14 protein-coding genes and 1 other RNA gene are annotated in these 19029 nt (G+C 36.7%); 2 read left to right on the top strand and 13 right to left on the bottom strand.

Annotated features, from left to right (window positions below; all coding sequences use genetic code 11):
• The 12 genes from mraY to ettA form a co-directional block, all read right to left on the bottom strand.
• Positions 1–1071, bottom strand: coding sequence for a phospho-N-acetylmuramoyl-pentapeptide-transferase (gene mraY / locus ACFIKO_RS03660; RefSeq protein WP_375619642.1), 1071 nt, complete (start codon positions 1069–1071; stop codon positions 1–3).
• 21 nt (positions 1072–1092) lie between these two features.
• Positions 1093–2514 (bottom strand): UDP-N-acetylmuramoyl-tripeptide--D-alanyl-D-alanine ligase, encoded by a 1422-nt coding sequence (gene murF / locus ACFIKO_RS03655; RefSeq protein ID WP_375619643.1) that lies wholly within the window; start codon positions 2512–2514, stop codon positions 1093–1095.
• On the bottom strand, positions 2511–3962 hold the full coding sequence (locus ACFIKO_RS03650; RefSeq protein ID WP_375619644.1) for a UDP-N-acetylmuramoyl-L-alanyl-D-glutamate--2,6-diaminopimelate ligase: 1452 nt from the start codon (positions 3960–3962) through the stop codon (positions 2511–2513). Before ACFIKO_RS03650 ends, murF begins: the two co-directional genes overlap by 4 nt.
• Positions 3963–3978: 16 nt before the next feature.
• On the bottom strand, positions 3979–5721 hold the full coding sequence (locus ACFIKO_RS03645) for a peptidoglycan D,D-transpeptidase FtsI family protein (RefSeq protein ID WP_375673304.1): 1743 nt from the start codon (positions 5719–5721) through the stop codon (positions 3979–3981).
• Positions 5721–6125, bottom strand: coding sequence for a hypothetical protein (locus ACFIKO_RS03640; protein WP_375619646.1), 405 nt, complete (start codon positions 6123–6125; stop codon positions 5721–5723). Before ACFIKO_RS03640 ends, ACFIKO_RS03645 begins: the two co-directional genes overlap by 1 nt.
• Positions 6122–7120, bottom strand: a complete 999-nt coding sequence (rsmH, locus tag ACFIKO_RS03635) for a 16S rRNA (cytosine(1402)-N(4))-methyltransferase RsmH (RefSeq protein WP_375619647.1) — start codon at positions 7118–7120, stop codon at positions 6122–6124. Before rsmH ends, ACFIKO_RS03640 begins: the two co-directional genes overlap by 4 nt.
• 264 nt (positions 7121–7384) lie before the next feature.
• Positions 7385–7775: RNase P RNA component class A (gene rnpB / locus ACFIKO_RS03630), an RNA gene on the bottom strand.
• Positions 7776–7858: 83 nt separating this feature from the next.
• Positions 7859–8368 (bottom strand): lytic transglycosylase domain-containing protein, encoded by a 510-nt coding sequence (locus ACFIKO_RS03625; protein WP_375619648.1) that lies wholly within the window; start codon positions 8366–8368, stop codon positions 7859–7861.
• A gap of 1284 nt (positions 8369–9652) precedes the next feature.
• Positions 9653–10030: a hypothetical protein gene (locus ACFIKO_RS03620; protein WP_375619649.1), complete on the bottom strand. Its 378-nt coding sequence runs from the start codon at positions 10028–10030 to the stop codon at positions 9653–9655.
• Between the two features lie 1633 nt (positions 10031–11663).
• Positions 11664–11924 carry a hypothetical protein gene (locus ACFIKO_RS03615; protein WP_375619650.1) on the bottom strand — a complete coding sequence of 87 codons (261 nt, stop codon included), beginning with the start codon at positions 11922–11924 and terminating at the stop codon, positions 11664–11666.
• 686 nt (positions 11925–12610) lie between these two features.
• On the bottom strand, positions 12611–13549 hold the full coding sequence (locus tag ACFIKO_RS03610; RefSeq protein ID WP_375619651.1) for an ArsR/SmtB family transcription factor: 939 nt from the start codon (positions 13547–13549) through the stop codon (positions 12611–12613).
• A gap of 673 nt (positions 13550–14222) precedes the next feature.
• Entirely contained in the window at positions 14223–15872 is a 1650-nt protein-coding gene (gene ettA, locus ACFIKO_RS03605) for an energy-dependent translational throttle protein EttA (protein WP_375619652.1), read from the bottom strand.
• Positions 15873–16032: 160 nt separating this feature from the next.
• Between ettA and ACFIKO_RS03600 the strand changes: the two genes are divergently transcribed.
• Together ACFIKO_RS03600 and pncA are read left to right on the top strand one after the other, a co-directional pair.
• Positions 16033–16569, top strand: coding sequence for a hypothetical protein (locus ACFIKO_RS03600; RefSeq protein ID WP_375619653.1), 537 nt, complete (start codon positions 16033–16035; stop codon positions 16567–16569).
• Between the two features lie 46 nt (positions 16570–16615).
• Positions 16616–17224, top strand: a complete 609-nt coding sequence (gene pncA, locus ACFIKO_RS03595; RefSeq protein ID WP_375619654.1) for a bifunctional nicotinamidase/pyrazinamidase — start codon at positions 16616–16618, stop codon at positions 17222–17224.
• A gap of 460 nt (positions 17225–17684) precedes the next feature.
• On the opposite strand, the gene ACFIKO_RS03590 is transcribed toward pncA, so the two are convergent.
• A complete protein-coding gene (locus tag ACFIKO_RS03590; RefSeq protein WP_375619655.1) occupies positions 17685–18737 on the bottom strand; it encodes a DUF475 domain-containing protein in 1053 nt (350 codons plus the stop codon).
• Positions 18738–19029: the final 292 nt, after the last annotated feature.

Genomic DNA, 19029 nt, shown 5'->3' with positions numbered 1-19029 from the left:
TCACCGCAATTTAAGTGTTGAAAGACCAATAAGAGCAAGAACAATTGAAATAATCCAAAAGCGTATCACGACTTGGCTTTCAGTCCAGCCTTTTTTCTCAAAATGATGATGTATCGGTGCCATAAGAAACACTCGTTTTCTTGTTAATTTGAAATAACCAACCTGAATAACGACCGAAAAAGCTTCCACAACAAAAAGCCCACCAATAAGAGCCAAAACAATTTCGTGCTTCGTAGCGACCGCAACAGTCCCTAATAATCCTCCAAGAGCCAATGAACCAGTATCTCCCATAAAAATAGCTGCAGGGGGTGCATTAAACCATAAAAAACCAAGCCCTGCCCCAACAACAGCTCCCAATAAAACAGCCAATTCACCTGCTCCCGATACATAATGGATTTGGAGATAATCAGCAAAATTCATATTACCAGAAAGATAAGCAATCAGAGCAAAAGACAAGGCTGCAACCATCACAGGAACAATAGCAAGCCCATCAAGTCCATCCGTCAAATTAACCGCATTACCCGTCGCGACAATGACAAAAGCAGAAAAAGGAATAAAAAACCAGCCCAAATTGATAAGATAATCTTTCAAAAAAGGCAAAGCGAATCCAGATGAACCAATTTTCAGGATGACAAAAGCAGCAATTGCGGCAACACAAAACTCCAAACTTAACCGTGCTGTCCCAGAAAATCCTTTGTCTGTTTGTTTTGTGACCTTAAGATAATCGTCATAAAATCCAATTGCCCCAAAAGAAAGCATAACCAATAGCGATACCCAAAAATAAATATTCGATAAATTACACCACAAAAATGCCGATACTACAATGCCGGTTAAAATCATCAATCCACCCATTGTAGGTGTTCCAGCCTTTTTAAAATGTGTTTGAGGACCATCAGCACGAATCGGTTGCCCCTTACCCTGCCGCAATTTAAGAGAAGCAATGATGCTAGGTCCAAACAAAAAGACGATGAGCCCCGAAGTAAGCATAGCTGCTATCGTGCGAAAAGTAATATAACGAAATACATTCACACCTGGAAGCCAATCACTAAACGAAGAAAAAAACAGCATCATGGTACAAAAAACCTCTTAAAACTATGAAGAAACTGCTTTATAGCGATCAAGCAATGCAGTCACAATATTTGATGAACAAAGGCTATTGGATGATTTAACCATAAGCAGATCCCCAGAAGAAATTTCTGCTAAAAGAAGAGATAAAATTTTCTCAATATTTTCAGCATAATGAACCTTAACATCAGCAGACAAATCACTGACTAAAGATTTCATCGCCTCACCAAATAGAAAAACCGGATTAGCACCGGAAAGACGTATTGGCTTTATTAAATCACGATGAAGCTTTTCACTATACTCCCCTAACTCTAGCATATCTCCTAAAATAGCAATTCGCCGCCCCTCTTTACCGATTGGTCCTGTAGCAAGAAGCTCAAGCGCAGCACGCATAGAAGCAGGATTTGCATTATAGCTTTCATCAATGAGATAAAATTCACCCCCATTTGATAAAGACAGTCGATAACAAACACCTCGCCCCTTTTGAGAAGAAAAATGGCGAAAAGAAAGAAGAACAGGCTCTAACTCAACTCCCATAACATCACAAGCAGCAATAACCCCTAAACTATTTTGCACAATATGGCGTCCGGGAGCACCAATTTGAACCTCCCTATCCCGTTCCCTAATACTTACAATCATAGAAGAACGATCGGTTAGAAGACGTATATTTCGCGCTTGATAATCAGCATTTTTACTCTCACCAAAGCTTAAGATCTTCTTTACACCGCATTTCTTTGCTTTTTGAACGAGATAAGAAAAAAAATCACTATCCGCATTTAAAATGGCAATGCCTTTCTCATCTAATCCTTCAAAAATTTCAGCTTTTGCCTTTGCTATTTCTTCAAGATTTTTGAAAAAACCCATATGTCCTGCACAAATATGCGTAATGAGAGCAACATGCGGACAAACCAGTTTGACCAGAGGGCGAATTTCATCTTTATGATTCATACCAATTTCAAAGATACCATAATCACTCTCCATAGGCATCCGCGCTAAAGTGAGTGGAACCCCCCAGCAATTGTTTAAAGAAGCGAGATTCGCATGAACGTTCCCAGTCGTTGCAAGTGCTTGTTTCAAAGCTTCTTTTGTCGTTGTTTTTCCCACCGATCCTGTTATCGCGATAATCTTAGCTCTTGAACGTTTGCGTGCAGCTTGTGCAAGTTTTTCTAGGGCTTGCAAAACATCAGGAACAACAATAAGTGGAGCCGATATTTTTTTCATATCCCTCAAACGGTGTTCCGCAACAATAAGAACGCCTGCACCCCGTTCATAAGCTTGCGCAGCAAAATCATGACCATCAAGATGATGCCCCTTAATGCAGAAAAAAATATCACCTTCCGCAAGAGTACGGCTATCAATGGAAACCCCAGAAAAAGTTTCTGGCATACTTCCCATTACAACACCATTAATTGCAGCAACAAGTGCTTTCTTATCCCATAAAGCTGTCATTTCTTTCGGTCCTCGAGAGCTTCTATCGCTTTCAGACGATCTGAAAAAGGATAAGTTGTCTGCCCTATAATTTGGCCATCCTCATGACCTTTTCCAGCAATGATTAATGTATCACCAACTTTCAAAAGCCCCACCGCGTAAGAAATAGCCTCACCACGATCTGCTATCTCTATTGCTTTTGGCACTGCCTGTAAAATATCCTTGCGTATTTTTTCTGGCATTTCTGTACGAGGATTATCATCCGTTACAATAACAATATCCGCTTTATCCGCCGCAATTTTTCCCATCAAAGGTCTTTTTCCTTGATCACGATCTCCTCCACAACCAAAAACAACGATCAAACGCCCTTGCGTAAAGGGACGAACAGAAAGCAAAACCTGCTCCAAAGCTTCTGGTTTATGGGCATAATCAATATAAACAGGCGCATTATTTTCTGTCTTTCCGACAAATTCTAACCGCCCAGGTGCCCCCTGCAAAGTTTCAAGCGCAGAAAAAACCTTACGAGGTGAAACACCCGTTGCAATTGCTAACCCCGCTGCCATAAGCGCATTGGCTACCTGAAAATCTCCAGCCAAAGGCAAATCAAATGTATAAATATTATTTTCCACACGACACTCAATACACTGTTTTGAGCGTTGATGTTCAACACGATTAATCGTGATAAATTGCCCCTTACGACCAATTGTCAAGACACGACGGCGCGCTTGTGTAACAACATCGATAACCTTTTGTGAATAAACATCATCAGCAAAAATCAAAGCAGGAGCAGATACAGGCAAAAGTGTATCAAACAACTTCATTTTAGCCCGCAAATAATCCTCTACCCCCGTGTGATAATCCATGTGATCTCGCCCTAAATTGGTAAAGGCACCAGCCGTTAAACAAACTCCATCAAGTCGTCCTTGATCAAGCCCATGCGAAGAAGCTTCAAGAGCTGCATGAGTCACACCTTCATGAGAAATTTCACAAAGAAGACGATGCAAGGCAACCGGATCAGGTGTTGTGAGAGAACCATAAACATTCCGTTTAGGAGAAACAACCCCAACCGTTCCTATACTCGCAGCACAAAATCCAACATGAGTCCAAATTTGCCGAATAAAAGAGACAACAGATGTTTTACCACTTGTACCAGTCACAGCAACGACCATTTCAGGCTGAGAACCGTAAAAACGTGCAGCTGCCAACGCTAAACTATGACGAACATTGGAAACACGTAAAATGGGAACAGATAAATCTTCAAGAACAGCATGACAATCTGTAACAATTGCTCGTGCGCCACGCTTTATCGCAGCATCTATATAGTGTCTTCCATCACTTTTTTTTCCTTGAACAGCAACAAAAACATAGCCTGGCAAGACTTGTCGAGAATCTGCACTGATTCCTGTTATTTCCATTGAAGAAAGATTCTGATCTTCAAGACATTCTGTAAAAACTGTTCCAAACAACATAACGATGCACCTTTTATTACCGTTGTTTAACGAAACTTGAATTGTTCTTTTTACTTAAAAGAGGCTCATATTCTTTTTTAAAATCGGGTTTTACACCAAGAAAACTAGCTGTGCGACGAACAATATTAGCAAGCATTGGTCCAGCATTCATCCCCGCTGTTGCTGAACGCTGTCCCTCTGCAGGCTTTGGTTCATCAATAATTGTTAAAACAACATAAACAGGATCATCAATAGGAAAAGCAGCAAGAAAACTATTGAAGTTTTTTGTTTTAGAATATTTTCCATTTTCAACTTTTTCAGCTGTTCCTGTCTTACCACCTATACGATAACCTTCGACTTTTGCATTACGTCCAGAACCAATATCACTATTTAATTTATAAAGGTAACGCATATTTTGACTTGTTTTAGCCTGCAAAACCCGTTTTGCATGGTGCAAAGTTTGTCCTTTTGTACGTTTTAAAAATGTCGGAGCAATTAACCAACCACCATTCATTAAAGCAGCTGCCCCGACAGCTGTTTGCAAAGGTGTTGTTGCCATACCATGCCCAAAAGAAATCGTCATAGAATGGATATCCTTCCAATGATGTGGCACAATAGGATGAGCAACTTCAGGCAACTCTGTTGTAAGACGATCCAGTAACCCAAGTTTTTGCAAAAAACCACGATGTTTATCAATCCCTATCGCCAATGCCTCTTTAGCAGAACCAATATTGGAAGAATAAATAAAAACCTCCCATAACGTTAAGGGACGATTTTTCCCATGAAAATCATGAATAGTATACCCACTACTTGCTTTTATTGGCTTTGAAGCATCAATAATACTGTTTAAATGAAAAATATCAGAATCAAGAGCCATGGCGGTTGTAAAACTTTTAATGATCGATCCCATTTCAAAAGCTCCTGCCGTCATCCGATTGAGACGATCACTTTTTAAAGCTTCAATAGGATTTCCAGGATCAAAATCTGGTAGTGATGCCAAAGCCAAAATTTCCCCCGTATGTATATTTAAAATAATAGCTCCTGCAGCAATTGCCCTATAACGCTTCATAGCCTGAATAAGTTCATCATGAACAATTGCCTGAACACGCACATCAATCGAAAGCTGAACTTGTTTTAATGATTCTTCCATGGCAAGACCAGCGGCACGCAAAGCACTCAACCCCGCATCATCAATATATTTTTCCATACCTGCAATCCCCTGATTATCAACATTCACCATACCGAGAATATGGGAAGTTACAGGTCCATCAGGATAAAAACGACGAATTTCAGTCCGAAAACCAATTCCTGGTATACCAAGAGCCATAATTTTCGTCTTTTGCATTGGTGTTAACCCACGCTGTATCCAAGAAAAACCAGATTTTCTTTTTAAGCGCTTATAGGTTTCCTGCCAATTAAGATCAGGCAAAACTGTTGAGAGCAATTCAATTGTTTCATCCACATCAATAATACGTCGTGGCTCAGCAAAAAGTGAATACGTTTTAATATCTGTTGCCAATAAACGACCATTACGATCAACAATATCAGGCCGTGCCATCAATTGAAGAACTCCTGGCCCCTTTGCTTCTTCAATCTGTCCACCTTCCAACCCATAAGAAATAAGGCAAGCCCCCATGATGCCATATAAAATTAAAAAGCAGAACAACGAAAAAAGCAAACGTGGACGACTAGAATAGGGACGACGAACAGAAACATTATGATTATTCAACGAATTCTTTAAGCGCTTTTTCTTCTGTGAGAATAAAAAAGTCGATTTCATTACTGCGCGCCTTTTTGGACAACACCATTTATCTGAGAAGCCCGATTATTTGTCAAAATATCCTGATTATCTTCCAAAATATTTTGTTTAATCACTTCTTCAATTTGATCACGTATCCGTACCGGAATATCTTTAAACGCCACGATTTGACGCGGCTGTATAACCTCTAACTCAAGTTCTTTTTGATAACGTTTTGCAAGTTTTTGCATGCGTGAAGGCCTTATCATCACAGCCCACTCAGCACGAAGCAAACTTACCGTATTTTTTGCTGCAGCAATTTCATGCTCAAGATGACGAACTTCGTTCATTCGTTTTTGAACATCATATTTTACTTTATAAGTAAGACCTGCCATACAAATCATAATCATCACTAAGATCATATCAAATGTACGAAAAACTGTCATTTCTTGCCGCCTTCAAAACTGGCAATCTCTGCTAAACCAAATAATTTCATATCTGCTGTAAGAGCCTCTGCTTCAGTTCGTACACCAATACGCAACCGCGCAGAACGTGAACGAGGATTTTGCTGTAACTCCTCTTCACTTGCAGTTATCCCCCCTTTAAACAAAGGAAAAAATGTTGCTGGAGCCGTTTTTATTTCAGGAAGATAACGTGATCTCATACATTCTCCAGAACGAACTGAAAAAAATCTTTTGACCATACGATCTTCAAGAGAATGAAAACTGACAACGCCCAAACGACCTCCCGCTTTTAAAACGCGTTCAGCAGCAAATAAACCACATGCCAATTCACCAATTTCATCATTAACATATATACGAAGAGCCTGAAACACACGTGTTGCCGGATGAATACGATCTCCCGGCTTACGTCCTATCAACGCTTCGATAGCATACGCCAAATCACCTGTACGCAAAAAAGGCTGAACAACACGACGCTTTTCAATCATCCGTGCAATTCGCCCCGCATAACGCTCTTCTCCTAATATCTTAAAGATACGTGCCAAATCCCTTGCTTTTAAGTGATTTACAACATCGCTGGCTGTAAAACCAGTCTGAGCCATTCGCATATCCAATGGACCATCTTTTTGAAAAGAAAATCCCCTTTCAGCTTCATCAAGCTGCATTGAAGAAACACCAATATCCAAAATAACTGCATCCACCTTCTCTTCAACGACACAATCGAGCTGTGAAAATGCCATATGGACCAAACGAAGGCGTGGAAAAAATTCTTCAACAAGCGATTGTCCTGCACTAATCGCATGAGGATCACGATCAAGAGCAATCACCTCCGCTCCTGCCTTTAACAAAGCGCGCGTGTAACCACCAGCACCAAAGGTGCCATCAATCACTTTTGCTCCAACCAATGGCATAAGCCCAGCCAAAACTGGCTGCAACAACACTGGAATATGGCGCTCAGCTCTTTGATCCTGCTTTATCAAAATAATCCGTCTTGAAGTTATGCTGTCTCAAATCAACAGCTCTCTCATAGCAACTGATTTTAGAATAACCTAGCCTTCAACTTTCATATTAATCACAATGAACGAAAAAACTAAAGTTATCCCAAGACAGATCCTAACGCATTATACTTAAAGAAATGTTATAATTTTTTAAAACACTCTTTGCTCAAGTGTCCATTTCAAACACATAGACTCCATAAAAGACCATATATAATCGATCTTATAAAATATCGCGTATCATCATGAAATATCAGTCGGCCTATAAGCCGGGTTCTGTAGAGTAAAGCTTACACTTTACATGGCAACCATTCATCTGGGACGGATGTTACCATCCGCCTCGTGCAACCTACCCGAATGACTCGCCCGGAAATCGGCTGCAAATTAAATTTTGCACGTCATTTCTATTTGGTCTTGCTCCCGGTGGGGTTTACCTTGCCACATTCATTACTGAATGCGCGGTGGGCTCTTACTCCACCCTTTCACCCTTACCTATAAAAATAGGCGGTTTACTTTCTGTGGCACTTTCCCTAGGGTCACCCCCGCCGGGTGTTACCCGGCACCGTCTTTCCATGGAGCCCGGACTTTCCTCACCTGCCGCATTTCAGCATTAGACAAGCGCGGCTGCCCAGCCGACTGACGCATTAATTTATAAAACATTTTCTGCTCCATGAAAATAGCATCTTAAAATATTTTATAGCAAACCTGTCTAAAAAGATGTTTTTATTTTAATGAAGCTAGATAAGTTTTTACTTTTGCGCAATATTTCGCCGAAATGGAATTCATTTTTTTTGCAGCATGACCTGCGTTATATTTAAGGATTGTACCACACGTACTTCCGCCACTGAGTTTATACGCCCGTGCCAAATAACGCATACCATATTCAAGATTGGTCGCAGGATCGTACAAATCCTGTACAGAACCACTAAAGCCCAACCCTCGTGCCGTAGAGGGTTTAATTTGCATCAAACCTATTTCGCCAGCAGCCCCCTTTATACCTGCCTTATAATTACTTTCAACTTTTACAACAGCATGTGCTAAATTAACGGGAACATTATATTTATTCGCAAGTTTCTGAATAAGAAACTCATAAGGACGATCAGGAATCTTAGAAGCAACAATCACTGAGACTTCTCCTGATTCCGCAACATTTAAGACACTATGAGTCCAACTTATATCAAATACAAAAAATACAGCACACGCTGTATTTAACAAGATTTTCAAAAATTGCATTTTCTTTCTCTTCACTCAAACATTCTCAAATTCTAGCCGCAAATAATTTGCAAACGTATTGTACAAAAAAAGAAAGCAAAAGAACGGCTTGAAAAAGGAAAGAGTAAGACAATTTCAAGATAAAATTCTGCAATAAAAGAAAATCTCTTTATGCACAAATTATAGATTTATCTATATCATAAAATAAAAAAAATAAAGAGACTATAATTAATCTTATAGCGTATTAAATAAAATGATATAATCTGTAAATTTCTGCTATCACTATTGTATCACTCAATTTTTATATTAAAAAAATAGCATCTTAAAGAGAGACAAGAACATCTTTTTACCGAAGATCCTCAATATCAAAAAAGTTTCACAAAAAATATAAACTGTTATCAACACTTCTCTTTGGTTAATAAACACCCACAGCACTCTTTATGTCCGATAAAACCCCAACAAATCATAAAACAAATCCCGCCACCATCATTGCGCATAAAAAATTCATAAATATACTAAAACCATCATACTCTTTACCAATTCAAAATATTGCAACAGACTTTTAGCTCTCAAGATGCCTCAAAGAAGCTTTTATCCACACAAGCCTCCCACTTGTCGTCCACAAGAAACTGATTTTGATTTTTTCACCATGAATAAATTTAAAACGAGAGAATTTTACAATTCTTAAGATTCTCACTCAATATGAAAGTGACAAATTATTATTATAAAACAATATGCTAAAAAAGTTATATCCGTCTTTGTCTCTACAACAAAGCTTAACAATTACTTTTATCTGTTTTTTGAAAAATGTTAGAAAACTTAATACCCTCAAAGCCTTTTTAAATGAAAATAGACCTCTCATCTTCATTCAAATATTTTTTCTTTGTCACAGACTATCATCTTATCAGCCTTGCACCTCATTTTCAGAAATCATACAAGTGAATAAATATCCTAAAACCCGTAGAACAAAGAAATCTTAAATCCTTTAAAATTTTCTATTTGCCTATATCAAATAAAAAAAATAACTGGCATATAAAATACGATTAACGCGTTTTATTATAGTCAATACTGCTTTTGCCATTGTAGCGATTGATAATGCAATTAACTTGACCAACACCCTTAGTAGACTTGCTATCACTCCTGTAATGATTACAACATTATCCTTATACTCCGATTGCTTACCTTTTGAGTAAGATAAACTTTGCTAATTATCCTACAAATTGATTATCTCCTCGCACTTTTCAAAAATTCATGAAAAGCTCTTGCTGCTTAAAATAAAACCCGAAAGCGCGATTAAAAAAACAGCTAAAAATAAGCATTAGCAATGGAAGGACGAGAAATCGCTTTTGAAAGAGCCATAGCAACAGTTTCACCAGATTTGTGAGCCTGCTCACGACTCTGACCACTTTTAAAAGCAAGCGCAATTACATCACGACGCAGCTGCGCAATAAACAACTCTTGCTGTTGAGGACTCATCTTAGAAAGATGCTTGATAATATCTGGAAAAGATACAGACAATCTCTCTAACAACTCCTCCTCTGTTACATCAAGCTTCTGAGAAGAAAAAGAAGAGCGGCCGGAAAAAAACTGATAAACAGCACCGCTTCGAGAAGCAAAAAAGACAGCGCCAAAAATAAAAAATACAAATAAAATAAAAACAATACGACGCGAAAAAGATTCCATTATCTCTTACCTAAAGATCACAGAACACAAACATAGATTCCTTTTATGATTCTCCTTATAGCATTCAACGATGCCTCAATAAAGAAAAATCAAATTATTGAAAATGAATACGCTAACACGATCCGCCCAACAAGACCTGCCCCTCTATGTATTTAGGTAGTATAGGCGAAACAATAACAGATCTTACACTTCCCCCCTAATAACACACTACAACATCCCCAAAACAATTATAAAAAGCCTGACTGAGGAAATCCTCAGTCAGGCCAGACAATCTAGGGGATCCACGCGGGGGGGGGGGAGGAGGTTCCCCGATCGTCCTCTCACATCAACCACTAAGATAGCCGATGCAATATTCTTGCTATGGAATAAAATTCTTTAAACAACAAGAAATTCTTATCATCTTCTACGCAAAAAAACATAAAAGAGTTATAAATTGTTTAAAAATGTTTAAATTTAGGCAAAAAAAGTTTAAAATGACCCAATTTGAAGCAATTTTATTTCAAGAAGCATCAATTGGAATCTACGATCATTATAACTTTTAAATAGTTTCTTTCATAACTCTGATGATCATAATTAAAAAAACGTAATTTCTACGTATCCACCCTATAAAAATCAAACTATGTAAAAGTAGAATCACTTTTCCAACAGCAATCACCACAAAAAGAAAAATGTAGATTTTTAAAATCTTACACAAATAACCGTAAAAAATGAAAAACATCTTCTTGCAAGAAAACAATAAATTAGAGAAATAAAATCTTATCTATCTTCATAAAAAATTCTGTAAATGATTATTAAAATATTGTCGCATCTCTCATGTAACAATCAATGAAGAATTTAAACAGCTTAATTTTATGAAAAAATAAGAACTCTAAAGGTATTTGTTTCGAATCACGTCCTATAATCGTTCCAAATAACGATAAACTATTTTACAATAACCAACAGTCTCTAACGCATTTTAACATAACAAACCGAGATCAATACAGACAGTTTCTCTTAATCTCTATCATTTAAATGATCCCGTAAAATAATACACAAAGCAGTTTCTATGCTCAAAAATTGTGATAGTCTGTTCTTCTAACGTAAACAATTCATTGATTTACAATCATAACTCATCATTTTCAACTTACATGAAAGATCTCAAGAACGTAAGATTCCCTTATTTTCAATCTTCGTCTATTGAATAAATGAATAGCCATACTATGGCACATCACAAACAAGAAGAAACATAAAACGATGATGCCCTATCAATTTTACGCTATCCTCACGGGCTGCATCATAAGATGAGCAGCAAGCATAAAAAGAAAGAAAATCACTTTTGGCAAGAAAAATGAACTTATTTAATAGCCCTTTTAATAACCTTCATACTTCTCATGATAAAGAGATACAAAACTTTAGTGTAATATCACGCTTTTCTTTCCTACTTTCAGCCACGGACTATTCATAGATCATCATCAATCTTATTTTTATGAATATAATGCAAAACACATAAACGAACGCCATATATGAATGCTTGTAGGAATAAATAAACGTAAAGCCAGGTACGCTATTATAACCATTGTTGTACAAAATGTTTTTAAAATTCAGAATATCACTCCAATCCATTACTAATTTATGAGTAATTTTATGACGTCATCTACCAAGCTTTTACTTTTGCTATTACTTGTAGATCAACACCTTCTCCTAACATGGTAATATGTTTGAGATAAAGATTAGAGCAAATGAGAACCATGTAAACAGTTCCAGCTTTTATATGCCCAATTAGAGCAAAAATATTTACGTCTGTTTGAGTAATCTTAAAAAAGCCATCATTTATTTTAAACGAAATATAAAAGCCCAAAGATAAAAACCTATTGCCATCTTTACTGTCCCTTTCATTTGCCTTTACGACTTTCAAACACACTCATAACGCTGTGTTTTAAATAATGAAAATCATGCATTGTCTTACCCTTTTACTTTTTCGTCTTTTTAGAGCATCTTTTTGCATCCCTCACTAAAAATTCCAAGGTACTTCTTATCTAAGCACCTGTTTTAAAGAGACATCTTAAGATCTATTGGGCACCACCATTTTTGACATTTATGAAGGTATGAGCCATAACTATATTATATTATATTATATTATATTGTACGGTATTATATCATAGTGCAGCTGCTCTCATATTTAGAAATATGTATGAACGATGTATTTCCTTTTACAAACGGTATTATTTAGATAAATATCTTCTCTTGTAACAGACAAACAGACTCTTTTAGATTCTGGAACAGGAAATTTGAAATGAAAAAATATTTCTATATTCAAGACTCTCATTGAAGTCTAAGAAGTCTAAAAAAATCAATATATTGGCTAATAAAACAAATATGATATCAACACACCTTAAAAAACGATCCTCATAGGCTTAACTCTATAGAAGGTGCTTTCATTACAAAGCGCACAGCCGCCAAGCCCCTATGAAATACCAATACTCTCATATAAAACATAATACAAATGTAAAAAACAATAGATTATCAATGATTGAATAAAGTTTTATCTCTACGCTATTTCTTGAGAAAAATCAGAGAATAAAGCACGTTAACAAACGCGATTTATGCAAAATCGACTTGTTTATCTTTGATATCATCAACTAATAAACGCGGATCACGAGCAAGCCAAAGCGTAACCATACCCTCCTCACTGTTTTCATTTTGTATAGGAGTAAGACAAACCGTTTGTTCTAGAACAAGTCCCGTATTTTTAAGCCATTGTTCTATTTGTAAAACCGAAAATCCAAAACGCATATGTGCTTGATCAGAATATGAAGACTCAATTTCATGATAACCAAAATCCACAATCAATAAACGTCCATGAGGACGCAAAACACTTGATATCTCATGAAAAAATATTTCAGGATTTTCAAGAAAATGTAAAACCCTATGAAGAATAACTAAATCAAAAGTTGTATCCCCAACAGACAAGTGAAAAACATTGCTATCAAGCACGACTTCAACCGCATGCGTATAAAGATTAGAAAACAATTTTAAGACAGAGTCTCCACCTATTCCAATATTCAGCATCGTCTGAAATGGTTTATCGCCAATGATTTCAAGTAAAGCGTTTTCCACACCATGATCTGCCATATAGGATGACCGTAATACATCCCATTGCAACGTATTTTGTAAGAAATGCTTCTTCCTCGTTTTTTGACGCTGCTTTTTAACATCCTTCAAACGTTCTAAATCATACGCTAACAACATATCATGCTTTGGCAAAACCGAAAGAACACCCATCACAATGTCTTTACCCCAAAAATCATGACAAAGCTTAAAATAAAGGCTATCTCCCTTCTGATAACGCTCAATCAATCGTGCTTCGTACAATAAACATAAATATCGTGATATACACGCTTGCGACTGATCAAGAATAAACATAAAATCAGGAATTGTTAAATCTTCATGGCGCAAGAGCGTAAGAACACGTAAATGGCTTACTTCTGCGACCGCTTTCAGCAGCACAATCATTGCATCTAAACTTGCACTTTTTTTCATAATTATCCCTTAAATATTCCTATAAACATTTGTTTATAGAAAAAAAAGTAAAGCATAAAAAGCATATTCTCATCTATTTTGTTCTCTCTATTTTATTATACTATGAAAAAAATAGACTACTGTAAAAAACGAACAGATCTTATCCCCCTGCTTCTTGTTATAATGAGAATACATTGATTTATAATAACAATTCATCATTTTCAACTTGAATAAAAAACCGGAATACCGTAAATTTTTCTCATTTCAAACCTATTCATGATAAATCAATCCAAATTATTCTCTTACAGCTCATAAACGGAGAGAACATATGGATAAAAATACCTTTTATGGTCATCTCAAAACAAGAGCTGCACACTATTGAGAGAAAATAAATAACATGACGGTGCCAGCTTGCATTTTTATTAAGTAAAGATGATAATGCTCAATGACCAGAGCATTTGTAGAAATAGTGCTATACTCTTCATCCCCTCCTTTTCATTGCAATTTTACAAGCAATAATCGGTTATATATCATGAGTAGAATAACCCTATTTAGGTCATAATTTCATAAAGTACCTCTTACTATTTTCAATGAATAAAAACTTCCACAGAGTACACATACACTTTATTTATGAAATAACAAATGCAATAAAATACACCATTTTTTCAAAAACGTTGAGATAAGATAAAAAATTCTAGCGTGTAAGAGGTTTATAATTTGCATGCTTAGGATTAAGAGATTCCGCCCCAAGACGACGAACTTTATCAGCCTCATATTCAGCAAAATTACCTTCAAACCATTCTACATGGCCATCACCTTCAAAGGCTAAAATATGTGTTGCCAATCGATCAAGAAACATACGATCATGCGATATGATAACTGCACAACCAGCGAAATTTTCCAATGCATCTTCCAATGCACCCAATGTTTCAGTATCAAGATCATTTGTCGGTTCATCAAGAAGAAGCACATTCCCCCCCTCTTTTAGAAGTTTCGCCAAATGTACGCGATTGCGCTGCCCTCCTGATAAATTTGCCACCTTCTGCTGTTGATCTGCCCCCTTGAAATTAAAAGCCCCGCAATAAGCACGACTATTCATCTCATATTTGCCTAATTTAATAATGTCATTTCCACCAGAAATCTCCTCCCAAACAGTTTTATTCCCCACCAAGGAATCGCGACTCTGATCCACATAACTCATGTGAACTGTTTCACCGATACGTATTTGACCTGAATCGGGCTGTTCCTGTCCCGTCAACATTTTAAACAAGGTCGACTTTCCCATACCATTGGCCCCAATAACGCCGACAATACCACCAGCAGGAAGTTTAAAAGAAAGAGAATCAATCAATACACGCTCACCATAAGCTTTAAAGAGATTATCAACTTCAATAACAACCTGTCCTAATCTTTCTCCAATAGGGATAATGATTTGCGCCTCTCCAGGACGGCGCTCACGTGCTGCTTGAACCAACTCATCATAAGCCTTAATCCGAGCTTTTGACTTTGCTTGTCGCCCTTTTGGACTAGAAGCGATCCATTCTTGCTCACGTGATAAAGCACGTTGACGTGCTGCCTCTTCACGGCCTTCTTGAGCCAAACGCTTAGCTTTAGCCCCCAAATAAGCAGAATAGTTCCCCTCATAAGGAATACCTCTCCCGCGATCTAACTCTAAAATCCAACCCGTCACATTGTCGAGAAAATAACGATCATGGGTTATCAAAAGCACAGCCCCAGGATATTCACGTAGATGCCTTTCAAGCCAAGCCGTCGTTTCAGCATCTAAATGGTTTGTCGGTTCATCCAAAAGTAATAAATCAGGTTTTGACAAAAGCAATTTACAAAGTGCAACACGCCGCTTCTCACCACCCGAAAGTTTTGTTACATCCCCATCGGCTGGCGGACAACCAAGAGCAGCCATAGCCATTTCCACTTGACTTTCTAAATCCCAAAGATTCTGACTGTCAATAATGTCCTGAAGTCGTGCACTTTCATCAGCCGTTTCCTCGCTATAATTCATCATCAATTCGTTATAACGCTCAAGAATTTCTTGTTTATCTGCAACACCTTCCATCACATTGCCACGCACATCTTTGCTCGCATCAAGCAAAGGTTCTTGTGGTAGATAGCCACAGCGTGCTCCTTCAGAAATCCATGCTTCTCCCGTATATTCCTTATCTAGCCCAGCCATAATACGTAAAATAGTTGACTTCCCTGCACCATTCGGCCCTAAAATACCGATCTTCGCATCTGGATAAAAAGACAAATGAATATTTTCTAGAACTTTTTTATTGCCGTAAGACTTGTTAAGCCCAGCCATATGATAGATAAATTGACGTGCCATAAATTTCTCTTTATATTGTGCGATATTAAAGATTAGGATTTTGAAAAACTGCTTTTGCTTTTTGAAACTGTACAGTAAATAGCACTTACATCGTATCAAAAGCTTTTCGCTTTATATTGGTACATTTTTTCTAATCTCACAAGCCCCAGTATGGTCCTGAATGCAAAAAAACATCCCCCCAAAAAGAAAAAAGCAAATCTTTTTAGCTGTACCTGAAACCTGTTATCAAACATTGCCTCTCTTTTCCATACCAGATACAACATTGTATTTTTATCGTATTAAACCAACTTATCAATGTAATATGGTACCAAAAAGAAAAGCAATTCTCTATGCACCTTCTTTCTTCGCTTTATGGGCTTTATATTACGCAGTAAAAAATCCTTCCCTTTTTTCATCGATTTTTTGCTACGGGAAACAATGGTCTTCCCCCCTTGCCTTGATATGGCTTAAATTACGTTTACAAAACGATCGCCGCCTTATGGGATCTGATGTTCCAAGCCCAATGATCATGAAAGCTTTGCATCAACACGTAGCAACAAATGACTACAGTGCACTTCCCATTGGTACGTGGTTACAATTCGTAAAAAACTATAAAACCAATTGTAAAAACTTATCCATCCCCCTCTTTTGGCTTGATAATTATAAAAATAATATCAATATTCAGCAAATTATTTCAAAACTTCAAGACGAAATATAGCTTTTTAAAAATACGATAAAAGATCATCTCATATAGGAATATATTTATGGAAAAAAAAGCCTTAATCGTCATTGATGTTCAAAATGACTTCTTACTGGGTGGAGCACTTGCCGTACCACAAGGTGATGCTATTTTACCCGCCGTCAATAATCTTATAAATCATTTTGACCACGTTATCTTAACCCAAGACTGGCACCCAAAAAACCATTGCAGCTTTGCTTCCTGCTATCCTGAAAAAAAGCCCTATGATACCATCATTCTTGACTATGGTCCTCAAATACTTTGGCCTGATCATTGCATACGAGGAACACAAGGAGCAGAATTTCATACATCTCTTAGAGTAGAAAAAGCACAACTTATCCTTAGAAAAGGCTATAATCAAAAAATGGATAGCTATTCTGCTTTTCTTGAAAATGATCAAAAAACACCAACAGGTTTACAAGTTTATCTCAAAGAACGTGGTTTTACCAAGCTCATTATATGTGGCTTAGCAACTGATTTTTGTGTCGGATTTTCTGCTCTTCACGCTATACAATGCGGTTTTAAAGTCAGTGTTTCATTAAATGCCTGTGCTGGTATTGATGTAAACGGATCACTAAACACTATGCTTAAAACTATGAACGAAGCTGGTATAGAACTTTTAATGGTCTCTTAAAATGTTCTTCTCTAATCTACTACCATAATATACTGATTTATAAAGGATAAATTATTTTTCACATATTTAAGTGAGAGTTCAGAATATCGTAAATTCTCTGATTTCAAACCTGTTTCAAAACCATTCTCTTACACGTTACAAAGAGAATCAATGTATGAATAAAAATCATTCAAAAAAACAATAAAAATGCTTCTTATGAACCATTAAATGCAAGAACTTGTCATAATATTGAAAGCTGGTAAAAAGTATAGCATCAGCTTTCTATCTTATATTTAGGTCAAAAAGCACCCTAGAGATTGTACACTATTCCCTTCATGGGTAGTATCATGCAATGGACTCAACTTTAAAACAAAAACGCAAATAAGCAATAAAATAAAATAGTATTTTATTTTGCATAAAAGACCTCTTTCTATTCAAAGATATGCGATAAATAAAAGCCTGAGAAAAGAAGAAATCTCCATTACTTAGACACAACATATTTATCCAATTGACGATGCTTAAAACGAATCGAAGAATATAATGCCATTCCAATAATACAGACTCCCACAAGTCCTGTTAAAACTTCAGGAACCGATATAATCGTTTGCAGATACATAATCACTGCAAGAACCAAAATTGCATAAAAAGCACCATGCTCCAAATAACGATAATGCAATAATGTTCCTGATTCAACCAACATAATTGTCATAGAACGAACGTAAAATGCACCGATACCAAGACCTATCGCAATAATAAAAAGGTTGTGTGAAAAGGCAAAAGCACCAACCACGCCATCGAAAGAAAAACTAGCATCAAGAACTTCTAAATAAAGAAACGCCCCTACTCCCCCGTGAGTTACTGTTGTTAAAGTCTTTTGAGGGGTATCCAAGAGATGACCGACAACTTCAACACCGATAAAGGTCAAAAGTCCATAAAGGGCTGCCAATAAAAAAGTTATTTTATCTTCTGTGTCAATCTGCCCTGAAACAAATAAGATCAAAATCAAAACAATTGCAATATCAATCCCAACAAGCGCCCCAAACTTTTGAGCAGGTCTCTCTATAACATTAAGCCAATGTACCTCTTTTTCAGAATCAAAAAAATATTTTAAGCCAACCATCATAAGGAAAGTTCCTCCAAAAGCAGCAATCCCCATATGCGCATCGGTTAAAACTTCAGCATATCGATGTGGTTCCCATATCGCTAATTTGACTGCCGCAATTGGATTAATCCCAACAGCAACGACAACCACCAATAATGGAAAAATAATTCGCATCCCAAATACAGCTATCAAAATGCCCCATATAAGAAAACGACGACGCCACAAGGGATCCATTCTACCAAGAACACGCGCATTGATAATAGAATTATCAAAAGATAAAGAAATTTCCAAAACTCCTAAAACAAAGCAAATAAAAAAATATTTAAGAAAACCAGTAATACTGTCCGTTTCAAACCAACCAATAACCCCTCCTAAAAAGACACCAATAATCGTGAAAAAAAAAGCAAACCCAAAATAGCGTAATAGGGCCATTATCATTCCTCAAAGTCTATTTTCTAATTCATCTAAAGCACACCCAGAAATCCAAACTTTGCATCTCTTTAAAGTTGCATCTATTGATGCAGAGGTGTATAGAATGTATATATATGGTAAAGTTACATGAAAATTCTCTCAAAAAAAGCAAGAGACAAATGTAGCAAACAAAGAATTTTGTTTTGAAATGAATATCAATTGTCAATATAATAAGTGAAAGATTTCTTTCTATCCACGAAAATAAAAAATAAAGAGAAATTAAAGCTGTAAATATTGACATTATATCATATAA

This window comes from Bartonella sp. TS82HLJMH (genome assembly GCF_042193495.1).
GTDB lineage: Bacteria > Pseudomonadota > Alphaproteobacteria > Rhizobiales > Rhizobiaceae > Bartonella > Bartonella grahamii.
The sequence above is the reverse complement of the archived record's forward strand: the minus strand, read 5'-3'. Positions and strand labels throughout refer to the sequence as shown.

What these genes read in the sequence shown, in the direction of transcription:
- mraY (WP_375619642.1), bottom strand. Translation starts at nt 1,071, where the DNA reads ATGATGCTGTTTTTTTCTTCGTTTAGTGATTGGCTTCCAGGTGTGAAT.
- murF (WP_375619643.1), bottom strand. Translation starts at nt 2,514, where the DNA reads ATGACAGCTTTATGGGATAAGAAAGCACTTGTTGCTGCAATTAATGGT.
- ACFIKO_RS03650 (WP_375619644.1), bottom strand. Translation starts at nt 3,962, where the DNA reads ATGTTGTTTGGAACAGTTTTTACAGAATGTCTTGAAGATCAGAATCTT.
- ACFIKO_RS03645 (WP_375673304.1), bottom strand. Translation starts at nt 5,721, where the DNA reads ATGAAATCGACTTTTTTATTCTCACAGAAGAAAAAGCGCTTAAAGAAT.
- ACFIKO_RS03640 (WP_375619646.1), bottom strand. Translation starts at nt 6,125, where the DNA reads ATGACAGTTTTTCGTACATTTGATATGATCTTAGTGATGATTATGATT.
- ACFIKO_RS03625 (WP_375619648.1), bottom strand. Translation starts at nt 8,368, where the DNA reads ATGCAATTTTTGAAAATCTTGTTAAATACAGCGTGTGCTGTATTTTTT.
- ACFIKO_RS03620 (WP_375619649.1), bottom strand. Translation starts at nt 10,030, where the DNA reads ATGGAATCTTTTTCGCGTCGTATTGTTTTTATTTTATTTGTATTTTTT.
- ACFIKO_RS03610 (WP_375619651.1), bottom strand. Translation starts at nt 13,549, where the DNA reads ATGAAAAAAAGTGCAAGTTTAGATGCAATGATTGTGCTGCTGAAAGCG.
- ettA (WP_375619652.1), bottom strand. Translation starts at nt 15,872, where the DNA reads ATGGCACGTCAATTTATCTATCATATGGCTGGGCTTAACAAGTCTTAC.
- ACFIKO_RS03600 (WP_375619653.1), top strand. Translation starts at nt 16,033, where the DNA reads ATGCAAAAAAACATCCCCCCAAAAAGAAAAAAGCAAATCTTTTTAGCT.
- pncA (WP_375619654.1), top strand. Translation starts at nt 16,616, where the DNA reads ATGGAAAAAAAAGCCTTAATCGTCATTGATGTTCAAAATGACTTCTTA.
- ACFIKO_RS03590 (WP_375619655.1), bottom strand. Translation starts at nt 18,737, where the DNA reads ATGGCCCTATTACGCTATTTTGGGTTTGCTTTTTTTTTCACGATTATT.